Raw genomic sequence first — 20,812 nt, forward strand, 5'->3', positions numbered from 1 at the left:
GCCTTACTGGGCTTCGGCGGTGTCCCTGATGCGCTTGACCATGGCGCGCAGGCCGTTGCCCCGGGTCACGCTCAAATGCTTGAGAAGGTTGAGACGGGTGAAATAGTCCTCGATATCGAACGCCAGAATGGCCTCCGGCGTCTTGCCGTTGTAGGCCGCCAGTACCACGGCCAGCAAGCCCTTGACGATAAAGGCGTCGCTGTCGGCATCGAAATACAGCTTGCCATCGGCTGCCCGGCTGGTCAGCCAGACCTGGCTCTGGCAACCGCGCACAATGTTGTCGTCGGTGCGCTCACTGTCATCCAGGGGCGGTAGCTCACGACCCAGGTCGATGATGTACTTGTAACGATCTTCCCAGCTGTCAAAGAATGACAGGGTTTCGATGACGTCGTCGCTGCTGATTTCTGTGCCGAACTGGCTCATGCAAGGTCCTTGAGGTCGCCTTTAGAAAAACATACCGGTTGCGAGTTGCGCTTCTTCACTCATCATGTCGCGGCTCCACGGTGGGTCGAATACCAGGTCAACATGCACACTCTCCACGTTGGGCACCAGCCGCACGCGATACTCGACATCACCGACCAGCACCGGACCCATGCCGCAACCGGGGGCCGTGAGGGTCATGCTGATATCCACCTTCTTGCGCTGCTGGTCGATGACCACCGAATAGATGAGGCCGAGGTTGACCAGGTCCACCGGAATTTCCGGATCATATACGGTTCCCAGCGCCGTCCAGACATCCTCTTCACGGATCTGGTCATCGCTCGCCGCAGGAAAGCTCAGCAGCTCAGGCTCAAGCCCCAGGCTTTCTGCATCGGTACCATCCACGCGGACCATCTGGCCGTTGTAGGTGACGGTGTAGTTGCCGCCGAGCGCCTGGGTAATGGTTACAAAGGTGTCTTTCGGGATCGTCAGTGGCGTGCCATCGGGAACCCGTCGCGCCGGGCAATCCGCCCGGGCGACAACCATACGTCTTTCCATGTCAACTCACACTGAAGCTTTCGCCACAACCACACTGGTCTTTGACGTTGGGGTTAATGAAGCGGATCTGACGGTTGATACCCTCTTTCACCATGTCGATTTCAGTGCCGGAGAGGATCGCCAGACTCTCACGATCCACCAGCAGCTCGACCTGGTCATCCAGCTGGTAATGCAGATCCTCGGCAGCGCCCTGCTCCACCATGTCAATGACATACATGAAACCGGTGCAGCCGCTTTTCTTGACGCTGACCCGCACGGCCTTGCCCGGCTGGTTGCTCAACTGGCGCCGGAAGTGTTCGAGCGCAGCCGGGGTAACGGAGACCACCCGGCTGGTTGGATCAAATGATTCGACACTCATACTCTACTCCTCGACAAGGAACTGTTTCGCCTTGGCCAATGCTTCGAACAGACGATCGATATCGGCCCGGGTGTTGTAGAAACAGAAACTGGCGCGCACCGTACCCGGGATGCCCAGCTGATCCATGATCGGCTGCGCGCAATGGTTGCCGGTACGCACGGCGACGCCCTGCTGGTCCAGCAGCATGCCCACATCGTGGGGATGGGTGCCGTCCATGAGAAAGCTCAGCACGCCGGTACGTTTGGCGGCGGTACCCACCAGGGTGATGCCGGGCATAGCGCGGGCCTTGGCCTCCGCGTACTCCAGCAGATCCTGCTCGTGGCGCTCGGCGCCATCCCGATCCAGGCTTTGCAGGTAGTCCACCGCCGCCCCGAGGGCAATCACCCCGGCGATGTCCGGCGTGCCGGCTTCGAACTTGTAGGGCAGCTGGTTGTAGGTGGTGCCGGCGAAACTGACCGTCTCGATCATCTCGCCGCCGCCCTGGTAGGGCGGCATGGCTTCCAGGATGGCAGCCTTGCCATAGAGCACACCGACGCCGGTCGGACCGAACATCTTGTGCGCCGAGAATACATAGAAGTCGCAATCCAGCGCCTGGACGTCGACCTGGAGATGACTCATGGCCTGGGCCCCGTCGAGCAGGCAGAGGGCGCCCACCGAATGGGCCAGGCGTACTATTTCCTCCACCGGATTGACGCTGCCCAGGGCGTTGGATACGTGCCCACAGGCCACCATGCGTACCCGCTCATCGAGCATGCTTTGCAAGGCAGCCAGGTCTAGCGTGCCGTCATTGGTCACCGGGATAGGCTCGACGCTGGCACCCATCTGCCCGGCAATCATCTGCCACGGCACGATATTGGAGTGGTGCTCCATGGCCGAGACCAGGATGCGATCGCCTTCGCGCAGCTGGCTGCGCCCCCAGCTGGCCGCAACCAGGTTGATGCTCTCGGAGGTGCCCCGGGTCCAGATGATCTCCCGCGGTTCGGCGGCATTGATCAGCCCCGCCACCTTGACCCGCGCCTGCTCGAACTTGTCGGTGGCCCGCTCGGCCAGGGCGTGGGCGCCGCGGTGGACGTTGCTGTTGTCCTTGCGATAGTAATCCACGATCGCCTGGATCACCGCCTCGGGCTTCTGGGTGGTGGCTGCGTTATCCAGGTAGACCAAGGGCTTGCCGTGCACTTCCTGCTGCAGGATCGGAAAGTCCTGGCGGACCTGCTCGGCGTTGAAAGCGGTGCGGCGCTCGGTGGCCAGATCACTCATAACGCATCTGCCCCAGCTCGTCGCCCTGCTGGCTCTCGCCAAACAGCGCGGTCAGGCGTGGACGCAGGTAGTCCTGGATGGCCTGCTCCGGCACCTGGTCGATCAGCTCGTTGATGAAGCCGAAGCTGAGCATGCGGATCGCATCGGCACGGGTCACGCCACGGCTCTGCAGATAGAACACCGAGGTGTCATCCAGCTGGGCAATGGTCGCGCCGTGGGCGCAGCGCACGTCGTCGGCGTAGATCTCCAGTTCCGGCTTGGTGTTGATCTCGGCAGTGGGCGATGTCAGCAGATTCTTGTTGCTGAGCTCGGCCAGGGTCTTCTGGGCATCCTGGTGAATGTGGATGCGCCCATTGAACACAGCCTTGGCCGAATCGCCGATGATGCCGCGGAACACCTCGTCGGTGGTGCAGTTGGGTACCCGGTGCTCCACGTTGGTGTGGTAGTCGATCAGCTGCTTGTTACGCGGCAGATAGACCCCGTTGAGCCCCAGGTGCGCGCCTTCGCCACGGTGGTTCACGTGGTAGTCGATACGCTTGAGCCGGCTGCCCTGGGCCAGGGTGAAGCCGAGGAAGCGCGCGTCCCGATGCAGGTCGATGTGCACCCCACCCACGTGCAACAGGTCTTCCTGCTCGAGGTTGATGCGGTAGTGCTGGACCTGCGCGTTGTTGCCCACGATCACTTCGGTGTGGCTGTTGACGAACAGGTTCTGCTTTTCGCTGCCGGACACGTAATGTTCAATCAGCTCGGCCTCGCTGTTGTCCTCCAGCACCACCAGTACCCGCTGGCTGCTGACCGCCGGCTGCGCTTCCGGAGTGGCAACGTTGAGTATATACACCGGCCTTTCCAGCCGCGCGCCACGGGGCACGTGCAGCAGGATGCCGTCAGCGGCCCAGGCGTCGCTCAGGGCGACGAACAGGTGCTCGGAGGTATTGGCAACCGTACCCAGGTGCTGGCGGATCAGCGCCTGCTGGCTAGCGTCCGCCTCGCTGAAACGCACTACCCCGGCGGGCAGTTCACTGGAATGCTCGCGGGAAAAATGCCCGTTGATGAAGACCAGGCGGGTGGCGTCCAGGGCAATCGGATCGATCGCCTGCTGCCAGGCGCAGTCGTCGACGCGGGCCCACTGGGCCGGGGTATCAGTCTGCAGCGGGTTCAGCGAGGTATATTTCCATGCCTCGGTCTTGCGTGTCGGCCATTTGGCGGTCGACCAGACGTCAGTACCCCGCGCGCGCAGTTCAGTCAGCCACTCAGGGCTATGCTGCTCTGCGGCCAGCGTCAGGGCCTGTTGTTGAAAGTCGGACATAGTCAGCCTTCTCCATTTTCCAGCCAGCCGTAGCCTTTGGCTTCCAGTTCCAGCGCCAGATCCTTGGTGCCGGATTTGACGATGCGGCCGCCGGCCAGCACATGCACGTAGTCAGGCACGATGTAGTCCAGCAGACGCTGGTAGTGGGTGACGACGATGAAGCTGCGCTTGCCGTCGCGCATGGAGTTCACGCCATCGGCAACCACCTGCAGGGCGTCGATGTCCAGACCGGAGTCGGTTTCATCGAGGATGCACAGGTCGGGCTCAAGCAGCATCATCTGCATGATCTCGTTACGCTTCTTCTCGCCGCCGGAGAAACCTTCGTTCACGCCGCGCTTGAGAAAGTTGGCATCCAGGTCAACACGCTTGCTGGTTTCCCGGGCGAGTTTCATGAACTCGACCGCGGACAGCTCCGGCAGACCCTTGTGCTTGCGCATGGCATCCACGGAGACCTTGAGAAACTCCATGTTGCTGACGCCGGGGATTTCCACCGGGTACTGGAATGCCAGGAAGATGCCTTCGCGGGCGCGCTCTTCGGTATCCAGTTCCAGCAGGTCCTGGCCCTTGAAGAGTACGCTGCCGCCGGTGGCCTCGTAGCCGGGACGGCCGGACAGTACGTTGCCGAGGGTACTCTTGCCCGAGCCGTTGGGCCCCATGATGGCATGGACCTCACCCGGATTGATCTCGATATCCAGACCCTTGAGGATATCCTTTTCTTCAACTTTCGCGTGCAACCCTTTGATCGATAACATATTTTACGCCTGATAATCTATATGGATTCTTCTTGCCGGCTCGCCGTGGATCAACCCACCGAACCTTCCAGACTGACTTCCAGCAACTTGCCCGCTTCCACCGCAAATTCCATCGGCAGCTCCTTGAACACGTCGCGGCAGAAGCCGTTGACGATCATGGAGACGGCCTTCTCGGCATCCAGCCCGCGCTGTTGGCAGAGGAACATCTGATCGTCGCTGACCTTGGAGGTGGTCGCTTCGTGTTCGATGACCGCGCTGGGGTTCTTGCTCTCGATGTACGGGAAGGTGTGCGCACCGCAGCGGTCGCCGATCAACAGCGAGTCGCACTGGGTGAAGTTGCGGGCACCCTCGGCACCGGGGTTGATGCGCACCAGTCCGCGGTAGGAGCTGTTGCTGCGGCCGGCGGAAATCCCTTTGGCAACAATGGTCGAGCGGGTGTTCTTGCCAAGATGGATCATCTTGGTGCCGGTATCGGCCTGCTGGAAATTGTTGGTCAGCGCAACGGAGTAGAACTCGCCGACGCTGTTATCACCCTTGAGGATGCAGCTGGGGTATTTCCAGGTCACCGCCGAGCCGGTCTCCACCTGGGTCCAGGAGATCTTCGCGTTGGTGTGGGCAACGCCGCGCTTGGTCACGAAGTTGTAGATACCGCCCTTGCCTTCCGCATCGCCGGGGTACCAGTTCTGAACCGTGGAGTACTTGATCTGCGCGCCATCAAGGGCGACCAGTTCGACCACGGCGGCATGCAGCTGATTTTCATCGCGCATGGGCGCGGTGCAACCTTCCAGGTAGCTGACATGGGAGCCTTCGTCGGCGATGATCAGGGTCCGCTCGAACTGCCCGGTATTCAGTTCGTTGATGCGGAAGTAGGTCGACAGCTCCATCGGACAGCGTACGCCCTTGGGGATGTAGACAAAGGAGCCATCGGAGAACACCGCCGAGTTCAGCGCGGCATAGTAGTTGTCCTTCTGCGGGACAACGGTGCCCAGATACTGTTTGACCAGATCGGGGTAGCGGCGGATGGCTTCGCTGATCGGGCAGAAGATGACACCCGCTTCCTGCAGCTTCTCGCGGAAGGTGGTCACTACCGAGACCGAGTCGAAGACCACATCCATCGCCACGCCGGCCAGGGCTTCCTGCTCGTGCAGCGGGATGCCGAGTTTCTCGTAGGTCGCCAGCAGTTCGGGATCAACCTCGGCCAAGCTCTTCGGCCGGTCAGCCATGCTCTTGGGCGCGGAAAAGTAGGAAATGCTCTGGAAATCGATTTCCGGATAATGCACGTGGGCCCAGGTCGGCTCTTCCATCTCTACCCAGGCACGATAGGCCTTCAACCGCCACTCGAGCATCCACTCGGGCTCTTCCTTGCGCGCCGAGATGAAGCGGATGACGTCTTCATCAAGGCCTGGCGGCAAGGTGTCAGATTCGATATCGGTGTGGAAGCCGGCGGCGTAATCCGACTTGATAAGGTTCTCGACTTCTTGAGTCACGGTATCACCTCGATCCTGCAGCCACCGCCATGGCGGGGGTTGCACTGTGTGTCAGGCTGCAATACCTCTGCGGGTATTACTCTCTAGTTCGTACGGCGGTTGGCCGTCAGATGATGCGTTCCAGGTTCAAAGCGTCCTGGTTGATGGCGGCGCCCCTGTCCTGCCGGGTACGCACACGCTGAATGTCCTCACGGGAAACCAGGTCAGCAAGCGTAATATCACCGAGAAACTGGCGCAGACGCTCGCTCAGATCCGTCCATAAATAATGCGTCAGGCACACGTCGCCGTGCTGACAATCGCCCTTACCCAGGCACCGCGTCGCGTCCATGGAGTCGTTCACCGCTTCCACGATCTGCGCGACGTTGATCGCCGCCGCGCCGCCGGCCAAACGGTACCCACCTCCGGGCCCCCTTACACTCTCTACCAGCTTGCTGCGCCGCAGCTTGGCAAACAGCTGCTCAAGGTAGGAGACGGAGACACCCTGGCGCAGGGAGATATCCGCCAGCGTGATCGGTCCCTGGTCCTCATGGAGAGCCAGATCCAGCATCGCTGTGACCGCGTAGCGGCCCTTGGTGGTCAGACGCATATGACACCCGTGTCAGGTTTTTTCATGACCCGAACTATGCAATATCCCACTGTTTTAGTCAAGTATTGGGCCTGGCTATAGGGGCAATAGAAACCGCTTGTTAACGCCGTCTCCCTCAGCCAGCACTGAGACTGCAGCGATTTCCCGGGACGTAGTATAGAGTTATTGCCCGAACCCTTGAAGTGAAAGCCGGCACATGTTCTGCTGGGGAAAATTAAACGCAAACAGCTGATACAAATGCCAATTACGTGTATTGTTTTGCCACTTTAACGATTATGTCCCATCAGGAGTCCTGATCAATGAGCCACGAAAAACAATTCTATATCAACGGCCAGTGGGTAGAGCCCAAGGGTGATCGCACGGTTGACGTGATCAATCCCGCCACCGAGGAGGTGGTTGCGACCATCGCCCTGGGTAATGAAGAAGACGTCAACGCCGCTGTGGCTGCGGCCCGCGCCGCCTTCGAGACCTACTCCCGGACCAGCCGCGAAGACCGCATCGCCCTGCTGGAACGCATCCTGGAGATCTACCAGCGCCGCAGCGCCGACTTCGCCGAGGCGATCACCCTGGAGATGGGCGCACCGGCCAAGCTGTCCAAATACGCCCAGGCCCCCTCCGGCACCGGTCATTTCGCCGCCGCGCTGAAGGCGTTGAAGGAATTCGAATTCGAAGAGCGCATCGGCAACACCCTGGTGGTCAAGGAGCCGATCGGCGTATGCGGTCTGATTACCCCCTGGAACTGGCCGATCAACCAGCTGGCCTGCAAGATTGCCCCGGCGCTGGCTACCGGCTGCACCATGGTCCTGAAGCCCTCCGAAGTCGCGCCGCTGTCCGCCCTGCTGCTGGCCGAAGTGCTGGATGAAGCCGGCGTGCCGGCCGGGGTATTCAACCTGGTCAACGGCGATGGCCCGACCGTGGGCTCGGCCATGTCCGCACACCCGGATATCGATATGATGTCCTTCACCGGCTCCACCGGCGCTGGCCGCCAGGTGATGAAGAACGGTGCCGAGACCATCAAGCGTGTGGCATTGGAGCTGGGCGGCAAGTCGGCCAATATCCTGCTCGACGACGTCAACCTCGAGAAAATGGTCGCCCACGGCGTGATGTCCTGCATGAACAACAGCGGCCAGTCCTGTAATGCTCCGACCCGCCTGCTGGTCCCCAACAGCCGCATGGACGAGGTCGTGGAGATTGCCAAGGCGGTCGCCGCCAAGGTCAAGGCCGGCGCGCCGGATGCGCCGGACACCACCATTGGCCCGGTCGTATCCAAAGCCCAGTGGAACAAGATCCAGGAGCTGATCACCAAGGGTATCGAAGAAGGTGCCAATCTGGTGGTGGGCGGCCCGGGCCGTCCAGAGGGTCTGGACAAGGGCTACTATGTTCAGCCGACCATCTTCAGCCACGTGACCACCGACATGACCATCGCCCGCGAGGAAATCTTCGGGCCAGTCTTGTCGATCATCGGCTACGAGGATGAGGCCGACGCCATCCGCATCGCCAACGACACCCGTTACGGCCTGTCCGGCTACGTGTCCTCGGCCGATCTGGATCGCGCCCGCAATGTCGCTCGCCAGATCCGTACCGGCATGGTGCACCTGAACGGCGCCCCGCTGGACAACGACGCGCCCTTCGGCGGCTACAAGGAGTCCGGCAATGGTCGTGAGTGGGGTCACTACGGCTTTGAGGACTTCCTGGAAGTGAAATCCATCTTCGGCTACTACGCAGCTAGCTGATGAACCTCGCCGGTGCGGCGTACGCTGCACCGGCAGGCTTCCCCCAGCACGCATCCGCGCGCCTCTCCCTTATCCCTTCCCCGTCCCCCGCTGTTATATCTGTAGCAGCCAAAGTCTACGTCGCATCGCTCCCGAGTTTGCTAGTCTGAACCCTGACGCTATCAAGTGCAGGTTAGGGAGCAAATGGGGTATGGCGCGCGTTAGACGTTTTTTCCTCTGGTTAGTGGGCGTGCTGGTGCTGCTGGTGGTGGCGCTGGCGCTGTTTCTGTGGCTGTTCAACTGGAACGTGCTCAAGCCGACCATCAACGAACAGGTGTCGGCCGCGCTGGACCGCCCCTTTGCCATCGAGGGCGATCTGTCGGTGGCCTGGCGCCGGGAGCCCGAGTCAAATGGTTGGCGCGCCTGGGTGCCCTGGCCGCATATTGCGGCCGAGCAGCTGCTGTTGGGTAATCCGGACTGGGCCGAAGGCGACACCTTTGTCAGCCTCCAGCGCGCCGAGCTGCGGCTGGGCCTGCTGCCGCTGCTGGCGAAAACCGTCACCATTCCCCGTATCGATGTGCAGGGGCCGGTCGTTAATATCCAGCGCCTGGAAGACGGGCGCAATAACTGGGCCTTTGACCTGGGCGCCGAGGAAGAAGACCCAGCGGAGCAATCCGAGCCCTGGGTGCTGGATATCGGCACCATTGGCTTCGATCAGGGGCAGATCAGCATCGACGATGCGGTGAGCAAGCTCCAACTGGAGCTGGAGGTCGAGCCGCTGGGCGAGCCCATTGCCTTCAGCGACATCGTCGGCGACACGGAGCAGCCAGCCACCGCCGCGCCCCAGAACTATGCCTTCGCTTGGCGCGCCCAGGGCCGCTACCAGCAGCAGGCGGTCGAGGGCCAGGGCAAGATCGGCGGGTTATTGGCGCTGCAGGATGCGACATTGCCGTTTCCCCTGGAGGCTGACGTCCGCGCTGGCTCCACCCGAATTCGCCTGGCGGGCACCTTGACCGATCCACTCAATCTGGGCGCACTGGACCTGCAGCTGCGCCTGTCTGGCACCAGCCTGGGCAACCTGTACCCGCTGACCGGCGTCACCCTGCCGGACAGCCCGCCGTATTCCACCGACGGCCGGCTGACCGCGCAACTGCAGAACGAGGAAGGCGCCACTTACCGCTACCAGGATTTCAACGGGCGCATCGGCGACAGCGATATACACGGCGACCTAACCTACATGGCCGGGGAGCCGCGGCCCAAACTGTCCGGCGAAGTGGTCTCCAGGCAGCTGCTGTTCACCGACCTGGCGCCGTTGATCGGGGCCGACTCCAATGCGGAGAAAGAAGCCCGGGGTAGCGACACTCGGCAGCCCGCGGACAAGGTGCTGCCGGTCGAGGAGTTCCGCACCGAGCGCTGGCGGGCGATGGACGCCGATGTGCGCGTGCGCGGCCAGCGCATCGTGCACAGCGAGAAGCTGCCCATCACGGATCTGGACGCCCACGTCGTGCTGGATGACGGGCACTTGCACCTGTCACCGCTCAAGTTTGGTATAGCCGGTGGCACACTCAATGCTGAAATCGAGCTCAACGGGACCAATACTCCCTTGCAAGGCCGGGCAAATCTGAAGGCACGGGGCTTCAGACTCAAGGAGCTCGCGCCCAGCTTCGCACCCATGCAGACCAGCCTGGGCGAACTCAATGGCGATGCCGAGCTGCGCGGGAGCGGCAACTCGGTGGCAGCCCTATTGGGCAGCGCCGACGGGACGGTACGGATGGTGATCAATGACGGTACGGTGAGCCGCGGCCTGATGGAAATTGCCGGGCTCAACGTGGGTAACTATGTGATGGGTAAGCTATTCGGTGATGAGGACGTGCAGATCAATTGCGCAGTAGCCGACCTTGCGCTCGACGACGGCCTGATGAGCACCCCGCTGTTTGTCCTGGATACCGAGAACGCGTTGATCGAGATTGACGGTACGGTGAACTTCGCCAGCGAAGAACTGGATCTGGACATCGCCCCCAGCTCCAAGGGCATGCGCATCATCTCCCTGCGCTCTCCGCTCTACGTGCAGGGCACCTTTAGCGAGCCGAGCCCGGGGGTGCACGCCGGGCCCTTGGCGCTGCGTGGCGTTGGCGCGCTGGCGCTGGGTGCACTAGCACCGCCGGCCGCCCTGCTGGCACTGATCGCCCCCAGCGGCGAACAGGCCAACCAGTGTGGGGCGTTTCTGCAGCAGATGCGCGCGGAATAAAAAAAAGGGGCTTCGCGTTAACGAAGCCCCTTCCGGTTACCGCGCAGGACAGAATCAGCCCAGCGATTTCACCGCTTCGATCATCTGTACCATTACTTTCTGTGCATCGCCGTAGACCATGGAGGTATTCTCGGCGAAGAACAGTTCGTTCTCCACGCCGGAGTAACCCTTGCCCTGGCCACGCTTGACCACGTAGGCCTGGCGGGCCATGTCGACGTTGAGGATCGGCATGCCGTAGATCGGGCTGGATTTGCGATGACGGGCGGCCGGGTTGACCACGTCGTTGGCACCCAGCACGATGGCCACGTCGGCCTGAGGGAAGTCCTCGTTGATATCTTCCAGGTCATGGATGATGTCGTAGGGCACGCCCGCTTCAGCCAGCAGTACGTTCATGTGGCCGGGCATACGACCGGCAACCGGGTGAATGGCGAAGGCCACGTCCACGCCCTGCTTCTGCAGCAGTTTCACGAACTCGTACAGCTTGTGCTGTGCCTGGGCCACTGCCAGGCCGTAGCCCGGAACGATGATCACCTTGCTGGCGTAGTACATGGCGATTGCCGCATCGGAGGCGTCCGCCGCCTTCATGGTACCTTCGATCTCGCCACCGTCATCATCGCTACCGCCAAACTGGCTGAAGATCACGTTGCTGACCGGACGGTTCATCGCCTTGGCCATCATCAGCGTCAGCAGAGTACCCGCCGAGCCGACCACGGTACCGGCAATGATCATCGCTGGGTTCTGCAGCACGAAGCCCTCAAAGGCGACCGCCAGACCGGTAAAGGCGTTGTACAGGGAGATCACCACCGGCATGTCGGCGCCGCCGATCGGTGTGGTCAAGAGTACACCCAGTGCCAGCGCCAGGATGAAGAACAGGGCGATCAGCGGGAAGGAAATGACGCCATTGATGCCAGTCACGACGATGTACGCACCCAGGGCCAGCGAGCCGAGGAAGAGCACCGCGTTGATCAGCTGTTGCGCCGGCAGGCGGATCACGCCGTTCATGCGGCCATCGAGCTTGGCCCAGGCAACCAGCGAGCCGGACAGCGCCACCGCACCGATCAGGCCCCCGAGTACCGCGAGCACCGACACCACCACGCCGTGGACCTGCGCGTTACCGGAAAACAGCTCCGTAGCGGCAATCGCGGCGGCCGCGCCGCCACCCATGCCGTTGTACAGTGCGACCATCTGCGGCATGTCGGTCATGGCGACCTTCTTGCCGCTGTACCAGGCCCAACCCAGGCCCAGACCCAGCGCAATCAGCACCAGGGCCACGTTCATGGTCAGGTGTTCCTGGGCCGCTTCGCGTACGTTGAAGCCGTAAAGGAAGGCAGCCAGCACAGCCAGCACCATACCGATACCGGCAATCAGGATACCCGAGCGTGCGGTGACCGGACTGGCCATGCGTTTGAGACCGTAGATGAACAGCAGTGCCGTGAGGAAATAAACGGCTTCGATTATAAATTGACTCATCTGTTGTTATTCCTTGTCCGCTGTACCTGGGCGCTTGTTGCTGGGCTTGAACATCTCCAGCATGCGCTCGGTTACCACATAGCCGCCGGCAGCGTTACCCGCACCGAGCAGCACGCCAAAGAAGCCAATCACCTGCTCCAGGGTGGAGCCGGCGTTCAGCAACGCCCACATCGCGCCAACCACCACGATGCCGTGGACGAAGTTGGAGCCGGACATCAGCGGCGTGTGCAGAATGGCCGGTACCCGACCGATGATCTCGTAGCCGGTAAACGCAGCCAGCATGAAGATATACAGGGCGACAAAGCCGGTAATAGTAGTTACTGGATCCATGATTATCCCTCGGCGGATTCGATGGCCTTGCGAGCGGCCTCGTTGCGGATTTCACCGGCATGGGTCAGCACCGCACCGGCCAGAATCTCGTCTTCCCAGTCGATGGCCAGCTCGCCATCCTTGACCATCAGGCCGACCAGGTTCTGCAGGTTGCGGGCGTACAGCTCGGAGGCGTGTTCAGCCAGGCGGCTCGGGACGTTGAGCGGCGCAACAATAGTCGCCGGCCCCACTTCCACGGTCTCACCCGGTACGGTCAGCGGAGTGTTACCGCCGCCTTCCGCTGCCAGGTCGATAATCACCGCACCCGGTTTCATGCCCATGATCTGCGCTTCGCTGATGATCTTCGGGCTGGGGCGGCCCGGAATGGCAGCGGTGGTGATGACAGCGTCAGCCTGCTGGATATGGCGGGTAACCACCTTCTCCACCTGGGCCTTTTCCTCGTCGGTCAGCTCGCGGGCGTAACCGCCCTCGCCGCTGGCGGAGACCCCGGTATCGACGAACTTGCCGCCCACCGATTCCACCTGCTCCTTCACCTCGGCACGTACGTCGTACCCTTCGATCATGGCACCCAGGCGCTTGGCGGTAGCCAGGGCCTGCAGGCCGGCAACGCCAGCCCCCATGACCAGTACCTTGGCCGGACGCAGGGAGCCCACGGCGGTGGTCATCATCGGCAGGATGCGGTTGAGGCTGGTGGCGGCCATCAGGCCGGCGGCGTAACCCGTCAGCGCGGCCTGGGAGGACAGCGCGTCCATGGCCTGGGCGCGGGTAATACGCGGCACCAGCTCCATGGCGAAGCAGGTAATCTGGCGGTCACGCAGTGCCTTGACGATTTCCGGCTCGCGGTGGGCATAGACGAAGCAGCACAATACCGTGCCCGGCGCCATCTGCTCGATATCTGCCAGTTCCGGGGGTTGGACCCGGAAAACCAGCTGAGCGTTAGCCGGAGCGGAGGTAATCTGCACCCCTTCCTTCTCAAAGGCACTGTCGGGAATCCGAGCTGCCAGGCCTGCGCCCGGTTGCAAGGAACATTCAATGCCCAGCTTTGCCAACTTGGCGGCGACGGAGGGGACCAGAGCTACACGTTTCTCGTGTTCGCGTGTTTCCCCGGGGACAAACAGACTGACCGGCATGGGGTCTCCTTTTCCTACTTGTTTGTTTTATTCACTGAAAAACGGGGAGCAAGGATACACCAAGAGCAACTAGACTTTTGTAGTGCAAATGAAAAAAAGCGGGCAATTGCGGACAATTTTTCCACTGGGAAGGACGCAAACAGGGGATTTACTCATTTTTCCGTCGGATTCAGGCATATTCGCTGCACAGTCCGGGATAGTCAATCGACGAGCACCATTAGCCACACCGGCAGCGTGACGGCCGCCATCACCGTCGACAGGAAAATCACCGATCCGAGTATGCGGGTATCTTCCCGGCCCATGGCGAACGCCAGGACATTGATCCCGGTTGGACAGGCGGCCATCAATACCAGCACCGTACGCGCCTCCGCGCTCAGCCCCGGTATCAACCAGCCCGCCCCCAGCACCAACAGCGGAAAGATCACCAGCTTGGCAGCGGTCAGCATGGCCATGGTGCCGCTCAGGTAGAGCCGATAGCTCGCCAGGTTCAAACCCAGCATCAGCAACGCGACCGGCAGCGCCGCCGCAGCCAGCATCTCGACGATATGCCACAGCGGTTGCGGGATGGGAATACCGGAGAGATTCACCAACCCGCCGATGAACAATCCGATGATAAGCGGGTTGGCGAGACTGGCGAGCAATCCCCGGATGTCGATCCTGCCATCGCCCTGGTTACCCCAGAAGGCGTTATAGATGCTTTGCAAGGTAAACAGCAGCAGGCTGTGGAATGCCAGGATGGCAAACAGGTAAACCAGGCTATCCGCGCCCAGCATCACCGTGATCAGGGGAATACCCACCAGGACATTGTTGGAGTAGCTGGCCGCCAGCCCCATGGAAGACGGTCGGCCCAACCGCCGATGTACCAGCAGGTTGACCAGGATGAACACGACGAAGGCTGGAAGGTAGTAGCGAATCAGCAACAAGGGCGAAAGTGCTTCGCCCAGATCGGCCCGGGCGAGGCCGGAAAACAGCAGCACCGGCATGAACAGCTTGAAGGTGATGATGCCCAGCGTCTGCTGGCCCTCGACGGGGATAACGCGACGTGCGCCAAGAAACCAGCCCAGAAAGATCAAACCAAAAACCGGTACCAGGGCATTGACGACGACCATCTATATCTCCAGACATCTCGGACATGGGTCCGAATCAGGGGAGGCAAGTGTAACAGGATGATGCGAGAATGTGGCCCGACAATCCCCCGCCCCGGTGGCGGATACCAGCGCAACGACTACATTCTCATTTCAACCGCGCGAAAGGAACGCTAATGAATGCAATCATCGATTTCCTGAACAACATTTTCTGGGGCTACGTACTGATCTACGGGCTATTGGGCGTGGGGGTATTCTTCACCCTGCGTCTTGGCTTCATTCAGTTTCGTCACTTCGGGGAAATGGTTCGCGCCATTCTGGGAGCCCGGCAGAGCGACAAGCACGGCATTTCCCCGTTCCAGGCGTTGTGCACCAGCCTCGCCTCCCGGGTCGGGACCGGCAATATCGCCGGGGTGGCGGTCGCGCTCTACCTCGGTGGCGCCGGTGCCATCTTCTGGATGTGGATTGTGGCCCTGGTGGGCATGGCGACCGGCTATGCCGAAAGCACCCTGGCGCAACTCTACAAGGTGCGGGACCGCAAGGGGCAGTACCGTGGCGGCCCGGCTTTCTATATAGCCAAGGGACTGAAAGCGCCTTGGGCAGGCGCGATCTTCGCGGTGAGCCTGATCCTGTCATTTGGACTGATCTTCAATGCGGTGCAGGCCAACTCCATCGCTGACGCCATGGAAAGCGCCTTCGGTCTACCTAAGGTCTGGGTCGGTCTGGCCATCGCGGCGTGCGCCGGCGTGGTGATCTTCGGTGGGCTGCGTTCGGTTGCCCGCTTCGCTGAATATGTGGTGCCCTTCATGGCAGCGGCCTATGTCCTGATGGCGCTGTTCGTACTGGCGGTGAATATTACCGAGGTGCCCGGCGCCTTCATGACAATCATCCGCAGCGCCTTCGGCCTGGAGGAAGCCGCCGGCGGCGTAGCCGGTTCGATTACCGCCGCCATGCTCAACGGCATCAAGCGCGGCCTGTTTTCCAACGAGGCGGGCATGGGCTCGGCACCCAACGTGGCAGCCACCGCTACCCCGGCGCCCCACCACCCCTCCTCCCAGGGCCTGGTGCAAGCGGCCGGGGTGTTTATCGACACCATCATCATCTGTACCGCCACTGCGATCATGATCCTGCTATCGGGGATCCTCGAGCCGGGCAACGGTGTCACCGGCATCCAGCTGACCCAGCAGGCGCTTGAGGTCCATATCGGCAGTGCCGGCAACTACTTCATTGCCATCGCCATTCTGTTCTTCGCCTTTACCTCCATCGTGGCGAATTACACCTATGCGGAGAATGCGCTGATCTATCTGGGCGGTGGCAACACCCTGGGCATTACCATACTGCGGATTGCCGCACTGGTTATGGTTGTCTGGGGCGCGCGGGAAGCGGTGCTGACGGTATTCAATGCGGCAGACGCCTCGATGGGCCTGATGGCGACCATCAACCTGATTGCCATCGTCCTGCTGTCGGGCACGGTCAGCAAATTGACCAAGGATTATTTCGAGCAACGCAAGCAGGGGGTGGTGCCCACTTTCAAGTCGGCGGATTACCCTGAGCTGGACAAGCAGCTCGACGACAATATCTGGAGATAAAGCGAAGGCCGGATGCTGCTGCGCCTTGCGCGCAGCAGCATCCGGCAGGAGGAGGAATCAGTCCTGCAGACGCCAGGTGGTACCGCCCTTGGCATCTTCCAATACCACACCCATTGCGGCCAACTGATCGCGAATACGGTCGGACTCGGCCCAGTTCTTGTCAGCCCTGGCCTGCAGGCGGGCCTGGATGAGCGCTTCAATCTCGGCGGTGTCGATCCGACTGGAGGCGTCGGCTTGCAGGAACGCATCGGCTTCCAACTGCAGAATTCCCACGACCCCGGCGAGTTCGCGCAGGCGCGCGGCCAGTGCGGCAGCGGCGTGCAGGTCGGCATCCTTCAGCCGGTTGACTTCACGGGCCATGTCGAACAGTACGGCGCAGGCTTCCGGCGTATTGAAATCGTCATCCATGGCCGCGGCGAAACGCTCAGCAAAGGCTTCGCCACCGGCAGCCGCCGCCTCGGGCAGCCCTTTCAGGGCGCGATAGAAACGCTCCAGGGCGCTCTTGGCTTCCTTGAGGTTATCTTCCGAGTAGTTGATCGGGCTGCGGTAGTGGCTGGCCACCAGCAGGTAGCGCACCACTTCCGGATGGTATTTTTCCAGCACCTCGCGGATGGTGAAGAAGTTGCCCAGGGATTTGGACATCTTCTCGCCATCCACCCGCACGGCGCCGGCATGCATCCAGCTCATGGCGTAGGGCTTGCCGGTGGCCGCCTCGCTCTGGGCGATCTCGTTCTCATGGTGCGGAAATACCAGGTCCGGACCACCGCCGTGGATATCGAAGGTATCGCCCAGGCAGCAGGTGGACATCACCGAGCACTCGATGTGCCAACCCGGACGACCATCGCCCCAGGGCGACGGCCAGCTCGGCTCGCCCGGCTTGACGCCCTTCCATAGCACGAAGTCCAGCGGGTCTTCCTTGGCTTCATCGACCTCGATGCGGGCACCGATCTTCAGGTCTTCGATGCGCTTGCGCGACAGCTTGCCGTAGCCGGCGAACTTGCCGACCCGGTAATAGACGTCGCCATTGCCGGGGGCGTAGGCGTAGCCCTTGTCGATCAGCGTCTGGATCATGCGGTGCATACCCTCGACGTGCTCACTGGCCCGCGGCTCCTGGTCCGGGCGCAGCACGTTCAGCCGCGCCTCGTCCTCGTGCATCGCGGCGATCATCCGCTCGGTCAACTGCTGGAAGCTTTCGCCATTCTCGTTGGCGCGGCGGATGATCTTGTCGTCGATGTCGGTGATGTTGCGCACGTAGGTCAGCTCGTAGCCGCGAAAACGCAGCCAGCGCGACACCACGTCGAAGGCAACCATGACCCGGGCATGGCCGATATGACAGAAGTCATACACGGTCATGCCACACACATACATGCGCACCTGGTTGCCATCCAGCGGCTTGAAGGCCTCCTTGGCCTTGCTCAGGGTATTATAGACCTGCAATGCCATCGGTTATTGCCCCCAGGAATCACGCAGCGTGACGGTGCGGTTGAATACCAGGTGGTTCGGGCGCGAATCCTTGCTGTCGGCGCAGAAGTAGCCTTCGCGCTCAAACTGGAAACGCTCCTCGGGCGTGGCCGTGGCCAGCGATGGCTCGGCGCGGCAGCCCTTGAGCACGACCAGGGAGTCCGGGTTGATATTGTCCAGGAAGGTTGCGCCCTCCTCGCCCTTGTCCGGGTTCGGGGTCTTGAACAGGCGATCGTACAGCCGCACTTCACACTCGACGCTTTCTGCCGCCGGCACCCAGTGGATCACACCCTTGACCTTGCGCCCTTCGGGATTCTTGCCCAGGGTGTCCGGGTCGTAGGAGCACAGCAGCTCGATGATGTTGCCTTCAGCGTCGGTGACCGCCTCGTCGGCACGGATCACGTAGCTGCCGCGCAGGCGCACTTCACCGCCGGGCACCAGGCGCTTGTAGCCCTTGGGCGGATCGACCATGTAGTCGTCCTGGTCAATGTAGAGCTCGCGGCTGAACGGCAGCGTCCGGTTACCCATATCCTGCTTGGGATGGCGCGGCAGCGTCAGGTTCTCGACCTGCCCTTCCGGGTAGTTGGTAATGGTGACCTTGAGCGGGCGCAGCACGCACATGGCCCGCGACGCGTTGTTGTCCAGGTCGTCCCGGATGCAGAACTCGAGCATGCCCATGTCGACCACCGCATCCGAGCGGGTCACGCCAATGCGTTCGCAGAACTCGCGGATCGACGCGGGGGTATAACCACGGCGACGGAAGGCGCTCAGGGTGGATAGGCGCGGGTCGTCCCACCCATCCACATGACCTTCATCGACCAGCAGTTTGAGCTTGCGCTTGCTGGTGACGGTGTAGTTCAGGTTCAGTCGGGCAAATTCGTACTGGCGCGGCCGGGCCGGCACCGGCAGATTCTCCAGGAACCATTCGTACAGCGGCCGGTGATCCTCGAACTCCAGCGTACAGATCGAATGACTGATCCCCTCGATGGCATCCGACTGGCCATGGGTGAAATCATAGCTGGGGTAAATGCACCACTTGTCACCGGTCTGATGGTGATGGGCGTGGCGGATGCGGTACAGAATCGGGTCGCGCAGGTTCATGTTCGGCGCAGCCATGTCGATCTTTGCCCGCAGCGCCTTGGCACCATCGGGAAACTCGCCGGCGGTCATGCGGGCAAACAGGTCGAGGTTTTCCTCGACGCTGCGGTCGCGGAAGGGGCTGTTCTTGCCCGGTTCGGTCAGATTGCCGCGGTATTCCCGCGCCTGTTCCGGCGTCAGGTCACAGACATAGGCCTTGCCGGCCTTGATCAGCTCGATGGCCCAGGCATGGAGCTGGTCGAAATAGTCGGAGGCGTAGCGCACGTCACCGTGCCACTGGAAACCCAGCCACTGTACGTCCGCCTTGATGGCGTCGATGTATTCCTGCTCTTCCTTGGCCGGGTTGGTGTCGTCAAACCGCAGGTGACAGACCCCACCGAATTCCTGTGCCAGCCCGAAGTTCAGACAGATCGACTTGGCGTGCCCGATGTGCAGGTAGCCATTGGGCTCCGGCGGAAAGCGCGTGACGATCTGGGAGTGCTTGCCGCTTTGCAGGTCGGCCTGAACGATCTGGCGCAGAAAGTGGGCTGGGGGCGTGGATTCCGGTTTGTTCATATGTGATTCAGGACTCGTGTCGGGCAATGCCTTGGGCATTAGGCTATTGATCAGCGGATGGATGGTCGGGATCCGTCCGGCCAAAAGACGCCTATCATACCCTAAACAAGCTGATGCCTGAATCCGCCCCAGCTGATAGCATGGCACCTTTATTCCAATCACTCCGAGGATCAACCGCATGGTCAAACTGCATACCAACTTTGGCGTTATCACCCTTGAACTGTTCGCTGACAAGGCGCCGAAAACCGTCGAGAACTTCAAGCAGTACGTGCGCGATGGTCATTACGACAACACCATCTTCCACCGCGTCATCGGCAACTTCATGATCCAGGGCGGCGGTTTCGAGCCGGGCATGAAGCAGAAGGACACCCGCGCACCGATCGAGAACGAAGCCAACAATGGCGTCGGCAACGCGGTCGGCACCGTGGCCATGGCCCGCACCATGGACCCGCACTCGGCCAGCGCCCAGTTCTTCATCAACGTGGCAGACAACAGCTTCCTGAACCACACCGCCCCCACCTCCCAGGGCTGGGGCTACGCCGTTTTCGGTAAGGTCAGCGAAGGCATGGACGTGGTCGAGAAGATCAAGGGCGTGCGCACCACCAGCCGCTCCGGCCACCAGGACGTTCCCGCTGAAGACGTGATCATCGAGCGCGCCGAACTGGTCGAGTAACACCCTCAGATGCGCTATCTGTTCATATCGGATCTGCATCTGGAAGCACAACGCCCGGATATCACCCGGGCGTTTCTTCATCTTCTGCAAACCCGTGCGGTCGCCGCCGATGCCCTGTATATCCTCGGGGACTTCTTCGAAGTCTGGCTGGGCGATGATAATCCCGACCCGCTGGCCGACCAGATCAGCAGCGCCCTGCTGGCCCTGTCCCACCGGGGCGTGGCGATCTACCTGATGCACGGTAACCGCGACTTCCTCATCGGCAGGGACTTCTGCCGCCGCTCCGGCTGCACCCTGTTGAACGACCCCACGGTCATCGAGATCAATGGCGAACCGGTACTGCTCATGCACGGCGACAGCCTGTGCACCGATGATACCGATTACCTTCGCCTACGCCGCTGGCTCCGCAACCCGCTGAGCCTGTTCATCCTCCGCCACCTCCCCTTGAAAACCCGCCACCGCCTCGGCCGCAAACTGCGTAACGAAAGCCAGGAGCGCACCCGTTACAAGGCGCTGGAGATCACCGACGTCAACCACGACGAGGTACTCAAGGTAATGCGCGAGCATGGGACATCCACCCTCATCCACGGCCACACCCACCGCCCTGCGGTGCATCAGCTGGAGGTTGATGGCAAACCCGTACAGCGGATTGTGCTGGGGGATTGGGACAGCAATGGCTGGGCGCTGGAGGTGGATGAGGACGGCTATCGGCTGGGGCGTTTCGAGTTGGGCTGAGC

General features: G+C 61.6%; 19 protein-coding genes. 5 read left to right on the forward strand and 14 right to left on the reverse strand.

Annotated features, from left to right (window positions below; translation table 11 throughout):
• Positions 1 to 3: 3 nt before the first annotated feature.
• The 8 genes from VG99_RS09825 to iscR form a co-directional block, all read right to left on the reverse strand.
• Positions 4 to 423: a SufE family protein gene (locus VG99_RS09825; RefSeq protein ID WP_044499644.1), complete on the reverse strand. Its 420-nt coding sequence runs from the start codon at positions 421 to 423 to the stop codon at positions 4 to 6.
• A gap of 21 nt (positions 424 to 444) precedes the next feature.
• Positions 445 to 978 carry a putative Fe-S cluster assembly protein SufT gene (sufT, locus tag VG99_RS09830; protein WP_204216710.1) on the reverse strand — a complete coding sequence of 178 codons (534 nt, stop codon included), beginning with the start codon at positions 976 to 978 and terminating at the stop codon, positions 445 to 447.
• Between the two features lies 1 nt (position 979).
• Positions 980 to 1,336 carry a HesB/IscA family protein gene (locus VG99_RS09835; protein ID WP_044499647.1) on the reverse strand — a complete coding sequence of 119 codons (357 nt, stop codon included), beginning with the start codon at positions 1,334 to 1,336 and terminating at the stop codon, positions 980 to 982.
• A 3-nt stretch (positions 1,337 to 1,339) separates the two neighbouring features.
• Complete coding sequence (locus VG99_RS09840; RefSeq protein WP_044499648.1) at positions 1,340 to 2,593, reverse strand: aminotransferase class V-fold PLP-dependent enzyme; 1,254 nt, start codon at positions 2,591 to 2,593, stop codon at positions 1,340 to 1,342.
• The gene (sufD, locus tag VG99_RS09845) at positions 2,586 to 3,899 is read right to left on the reverse strand and encodes a Fe-S cluster assembly protein SufD (protein WP_044499649.1); all 1,314 of its coding nucleotides are present in this window, start codon (positions 3,897 to 3,899) and stop codon (positions 2,586 to 2,588) included. Before sufD ends, VG99_RS09840 begins: the two co-directional genes overlap by 8 nt.
• A 2-nt stretch (positions 3,900 to 3,901) precedes the next feature.
• A complete protein-coding gene (gene sufC / locus VG99_RS09850) occupies positions 3,902 to 4,651 on the reverse strand; it encodes a Fe-S cluster assembly ATPase SufC (protein ID WP_044499650.1) in 750 nt (249 codons plus the stop codon).
• Positions 4,652 to 4,701: 50 nt separating this feature from the next.
• The gene (gene sufB / locus VG99_RS09855; protein WP_044499651.1) at positions 4,702 to 6,138 is read right to left on the reverse strand and encodes a Fe-S cluster assembly protein SufB; all 1,437 of its coding nucleotides are present in this window, start codon (positions 6,136 to 6,138) and stop codon (positions 4,702 to 4,704) included.
• Between the two features lie 106 nt (positions 6,139 to 6,244).
• Positions 6,245 to 6,724 carry a Fe-S cluster assembly transcriptional regulator IscR gene (iscR, locus tag VG99_RS09860; protein WP_044499652.1) on the reverse strand — a complete coding sequence of 160 codons (480 nt, stop codon included), beginning with the start codon at positions 6,722 to 6,724 and terminating at the stop codon, positions 6,245 to 6,247.
• Positions 6,725 to 7,023: 299 nt separating this feature from the next.
• On the opposite strand from iscR, the gene VG99_RS09865 reads away from it, so the two are divergent.
• Entirely contained in the window at positions 7,024 to 8,457 is a 1,434-nt protein-coding gene (locus VG99_RS09865) for an aldehyde dehydrogenase family protein (RefSeq protein ID WP_044499653.1), read from the forward strand.
• A 190-nt stretch (positions 8,458 to 8,647) separates the two neighbouring features.
• A complete protein-coding gene (locus VG99_RS09870; protein WP_044499654.1) occupies positions 8,648 to 10,684 on the forward strand; it encodes an AsmA family protein in 2,037 nt (678 codons plus the stop codon).
• A gap of 54 nt (positions 10,685 to 10,738) precedes the next feature.
• On the opposite strand, the gene VG99_RS09875 is transcribed toward VG99_RS09870, so the two are convergent.
• The 4 genes from VG99_RS09875 to VG99_RS09890 form a co-directional block, all read right to left on the reverse strand.
• The gene (locus tag VG99_RS09875) at positions 10,739 to 12,154 is read right to left on the reverse strand and encodes an NAD(P)(+) transhydrogenase (Re/Si-specific) subunit beta (RefSeq protein ID WP_044499655.1); all 1,416 of its coding nucleotides are present in this window, start codon (positions 12,152 to 12,154) and stop codon (positions 10,739 to 10,741) included.
• A gap of 6 nt (positions 12,155 to 12,160) precedes the next feature.
• Positions 12,161 to 12,484 carry an NAD(P) transhydrogenase subunit alpha part 2 gene (locus VG99_RS09880; protein ID WP_044499656.1) on the reverse strand — a complete coding sequence of 108 codons (324 nt, stop codon included), beginning with the start codon at positions 12,482 to 12,484 and terminating at the stop codon, positions 12,161 to 12,163.
• A 2-nt stretch (positions 12,485 to 12,486) separates the two neighbouring features.
• Positions 12,487 to 13,614: an NAD(P) transhydrogenase subunit alpha gene (locus VG99_RS09885; protein ID WP_044499657.1), complete on the reverse strand. Its 1,128-nt coding sequence runs from the start codon at positions 13,612 to 13,614 to the stop codon at positions 12,487 to 12,489.
• Positions 13,615 to 13,814: 200 nt separating this feature from the next.
• Positions 13,815 to 14,723, reverse strand: coding sequence for an AEC family transporter (locus VG99_RS09890; protein WP_044499659.1), 909 nt, complete (start codon positions 14,721 to 14,723; stop codon positions 13,815 to 13,817).
• 152 nt (positions 14,724 to 14,875) lie between these two features.
• Between VG99_RS09890 and VG99_RS09895 the strand changes: the two genes are divergently transcribed.
• The gene (locus VG99_RS09895; protein WP_044499661.1) at positions 14,876 to 16,288 is read left to right on the forward strand and encodes an alanine/glycine:cation symporter family protein; all 1,413 of its coding nucleotides are present in this window, start codon (positions 14,876 to 14,878) and stop codon (positions 16,286 to 16,288) included.
• A 57-nt stretch (positions 16,289 to 16,345) separates the two neighbouring features.
• On the opposite strand, the gene cysS is transcribed toward VG99_RS09895, so the two are convergent.
• The gene (gene cysS, locus VG99_RS09900) at positions 16,346 to 17,731 is read right to left on the reverse strand and encodes a cysteine--tRNA ligase (RefSeq protein ID WP_044499662.1); all 1,386 of its coding nucleotides are present in this window, start codon (positions 17,729 to 17,731) and stop codon (positions 16,346 to 16,348) included.
• A 3-nt stretch (positions 17,732 to 17,734) separates the two neighbouring features.
• Positions 17,735 to 19,402: a glutamine--tRNA ligase/YqeY domain fusion protein gene (locus VG99_RS09905; protein ID WP_044499664.1), complete on the reverse strand. Its 1,668-nt coding sequence runs from the start codon at positions 19,400 to 19,402 to the stop codon at positions 17,735 to 17,737.
• A 178-nt stretch (positions 19,403 to 19,580) separates the two neighbouring features.
• On the opposite strand from VG99_RS09905, the gene VG99_RS09910 reads away from it, so the two are divergent.
• Both VG99_RS09910 and lpxH read left to right on the forward strand, forming a co-directional pair.
• Complete coding sequence (locus VG99_RS09910) at positions 19,581 to 20,075, forward strand: peptidylprolyl isomerase (protein ID WP_044499666.1); 495 nt, start codon at positions 19,581 to 19,583, stop codon at positions 20,073 to 20,075.
• Between the two features lie 9 nt (positions 20,076 to 20,084).
• A complete protein-coding gene (gene lpxH, locus VG99_RS09915) occupies positions 20,085 to 20,810 on the forward strand; it encodes a UDP-2,3-diacylglucosamine diphosphatase (RefSeq protein WP_044499668.1) in 726 nt (241 codons plus the stop codon).
• The last annotated feature ends 2 nt before the right edge of the window (positions 20,811 to 20,812 follow it).

Source organism: Pseudomonas saudimassiliensis, from assembly GCF_000939975.1.
In the GTDB taxonomy this organism is placed as follows: Bacteria; Pseudomonadota; Gammaproteobacteria; order Pseudomonadales; family Pseudomonadaceae; genus Halopseudomonas; species Halopseudomonas saudimassiliensis.

Bases quoted from the DNA above. Each gene is read 5' to 3' on its own strand.
- VG99_RS09875 (WP_044499655.1), bottom strand. From the start codon at position 12,154: ATGAGTCAATTTATAATCGAAGCCGTTTATTTCCTCACGGCACTGCTG.
- VG99_RS09890 (WP_044499659.1), bottom strand. From the start codon at position 14,723: ATGGTCGTCGTCAATGCCCTGGTACCGGTTTTTGGTTTGATCTTTCTG.
- VG99_RS09905 (WP_044499664.1), bottom strand. From the start codon at position 19,402: ATGAACAAACCGGAATCCACGCCCCCAGCCCACTTTCTGCGCCAGATC.
- sufD (WP_044499649.1), bottom strand. From the start codon at position 3,899: ATGTCCGACTTTCAACAACAGGCCCTGACGCTGGCCGCAGAGCAGCAT.
- VG99_RS09840 (WP_044499648.1), bottom strand. From the start codon at position 2,593: ATGAGTGATCTGGCCACCGAGCGCCGCACCGCTTTCAACGCCGAGCAG.
- VG99_RS09870 (WP_044499654.1), top strand. From the start codon at position 8,648: ATGGCGCGCGTTAGACGTTTTTTCCTCTGGTTAGTGGGCGTGCTGGTG.
- VG99_RS09865 (WP_044499653.1), top strand. From the start codon at position 7,024: ATGAGCCACGAAAAACAATTCTATATCAACGGCCAGTGGGTAGAGCCC.
- VG99_RS09825 (WP_044499644.1), bottom strand. From the start codon at position 423: ATGAGCCAGTTCGGCACAGAAATCAGCAGCGACGACGTCATCGAAACC.
- lpxH (WP_044499668.1), top strand. From the start codon at position 20,085: ATGCGCTATCTGTTCATATCGGATCTGCATCTGGAAGCACAACGCCCG.
- VG99_RS09835 (WP_044499647.1), bottom strand. From the start codon at position 1,336: ATGAGTGTCGAATCATTTGATCCAACCAGCCGGGTGGTCTCCGTTACC.
- cysS (WP_044499662.1), bottom strand. From the start codon at position 17,731: ATGGCATTGCAGGTCTATAATACCCTGAGCAAGGCCAAGGAGGCCTTC.
- iscR (WP_044499652.1), bottom strand. From the start codon at position 6,724: ATGCGTCTGACCACCAAGGGCCGCTACGCGGTCACAGCGATGCTGGAT.
- sufC (WP_044499650.1), bottom strand. From the start codon at position 4,651: ATGTTATCGATCAAAGGGTTGCACGCGAAAGTTGAAGAAAAGGATATC.
- VG99_RS09885 (WP_044499657.1), bottom strand. From the start codon at position 13,614: ATGCCGGTCAGTCTGTTTGTCCCCGGGGAAACACGCGAACACGAGAAA.
- sufT (WP_204216710.1), bottom strand. From the start codon at position 978: ATGGAAAGACGTATGGTTGTCGCCCGGGCGGATTGCCCGGCGCGACGG.
- VG99_RS09880 (WP_044499656.1), bottom strand. From the start codon at position 12,484: ATGGATCCAGTAACTACTATTACCGGCTTTGTCGCCCTGTATATCTTC.
- VG99_RS09910 (WP_044499666.1), top strand. From the start codon at position 19,581: ATGGTCAAACTGCATACCAACTTTGGCGTTATCACCCTTGAACTGTTC.
- VG99_RS09895 (WP_044499661.1), top strand. From the start codon at position 14,876: ATGAATGCAATCATCGATTTCCTGAACAACATTTTCTGGGGCTACGTA.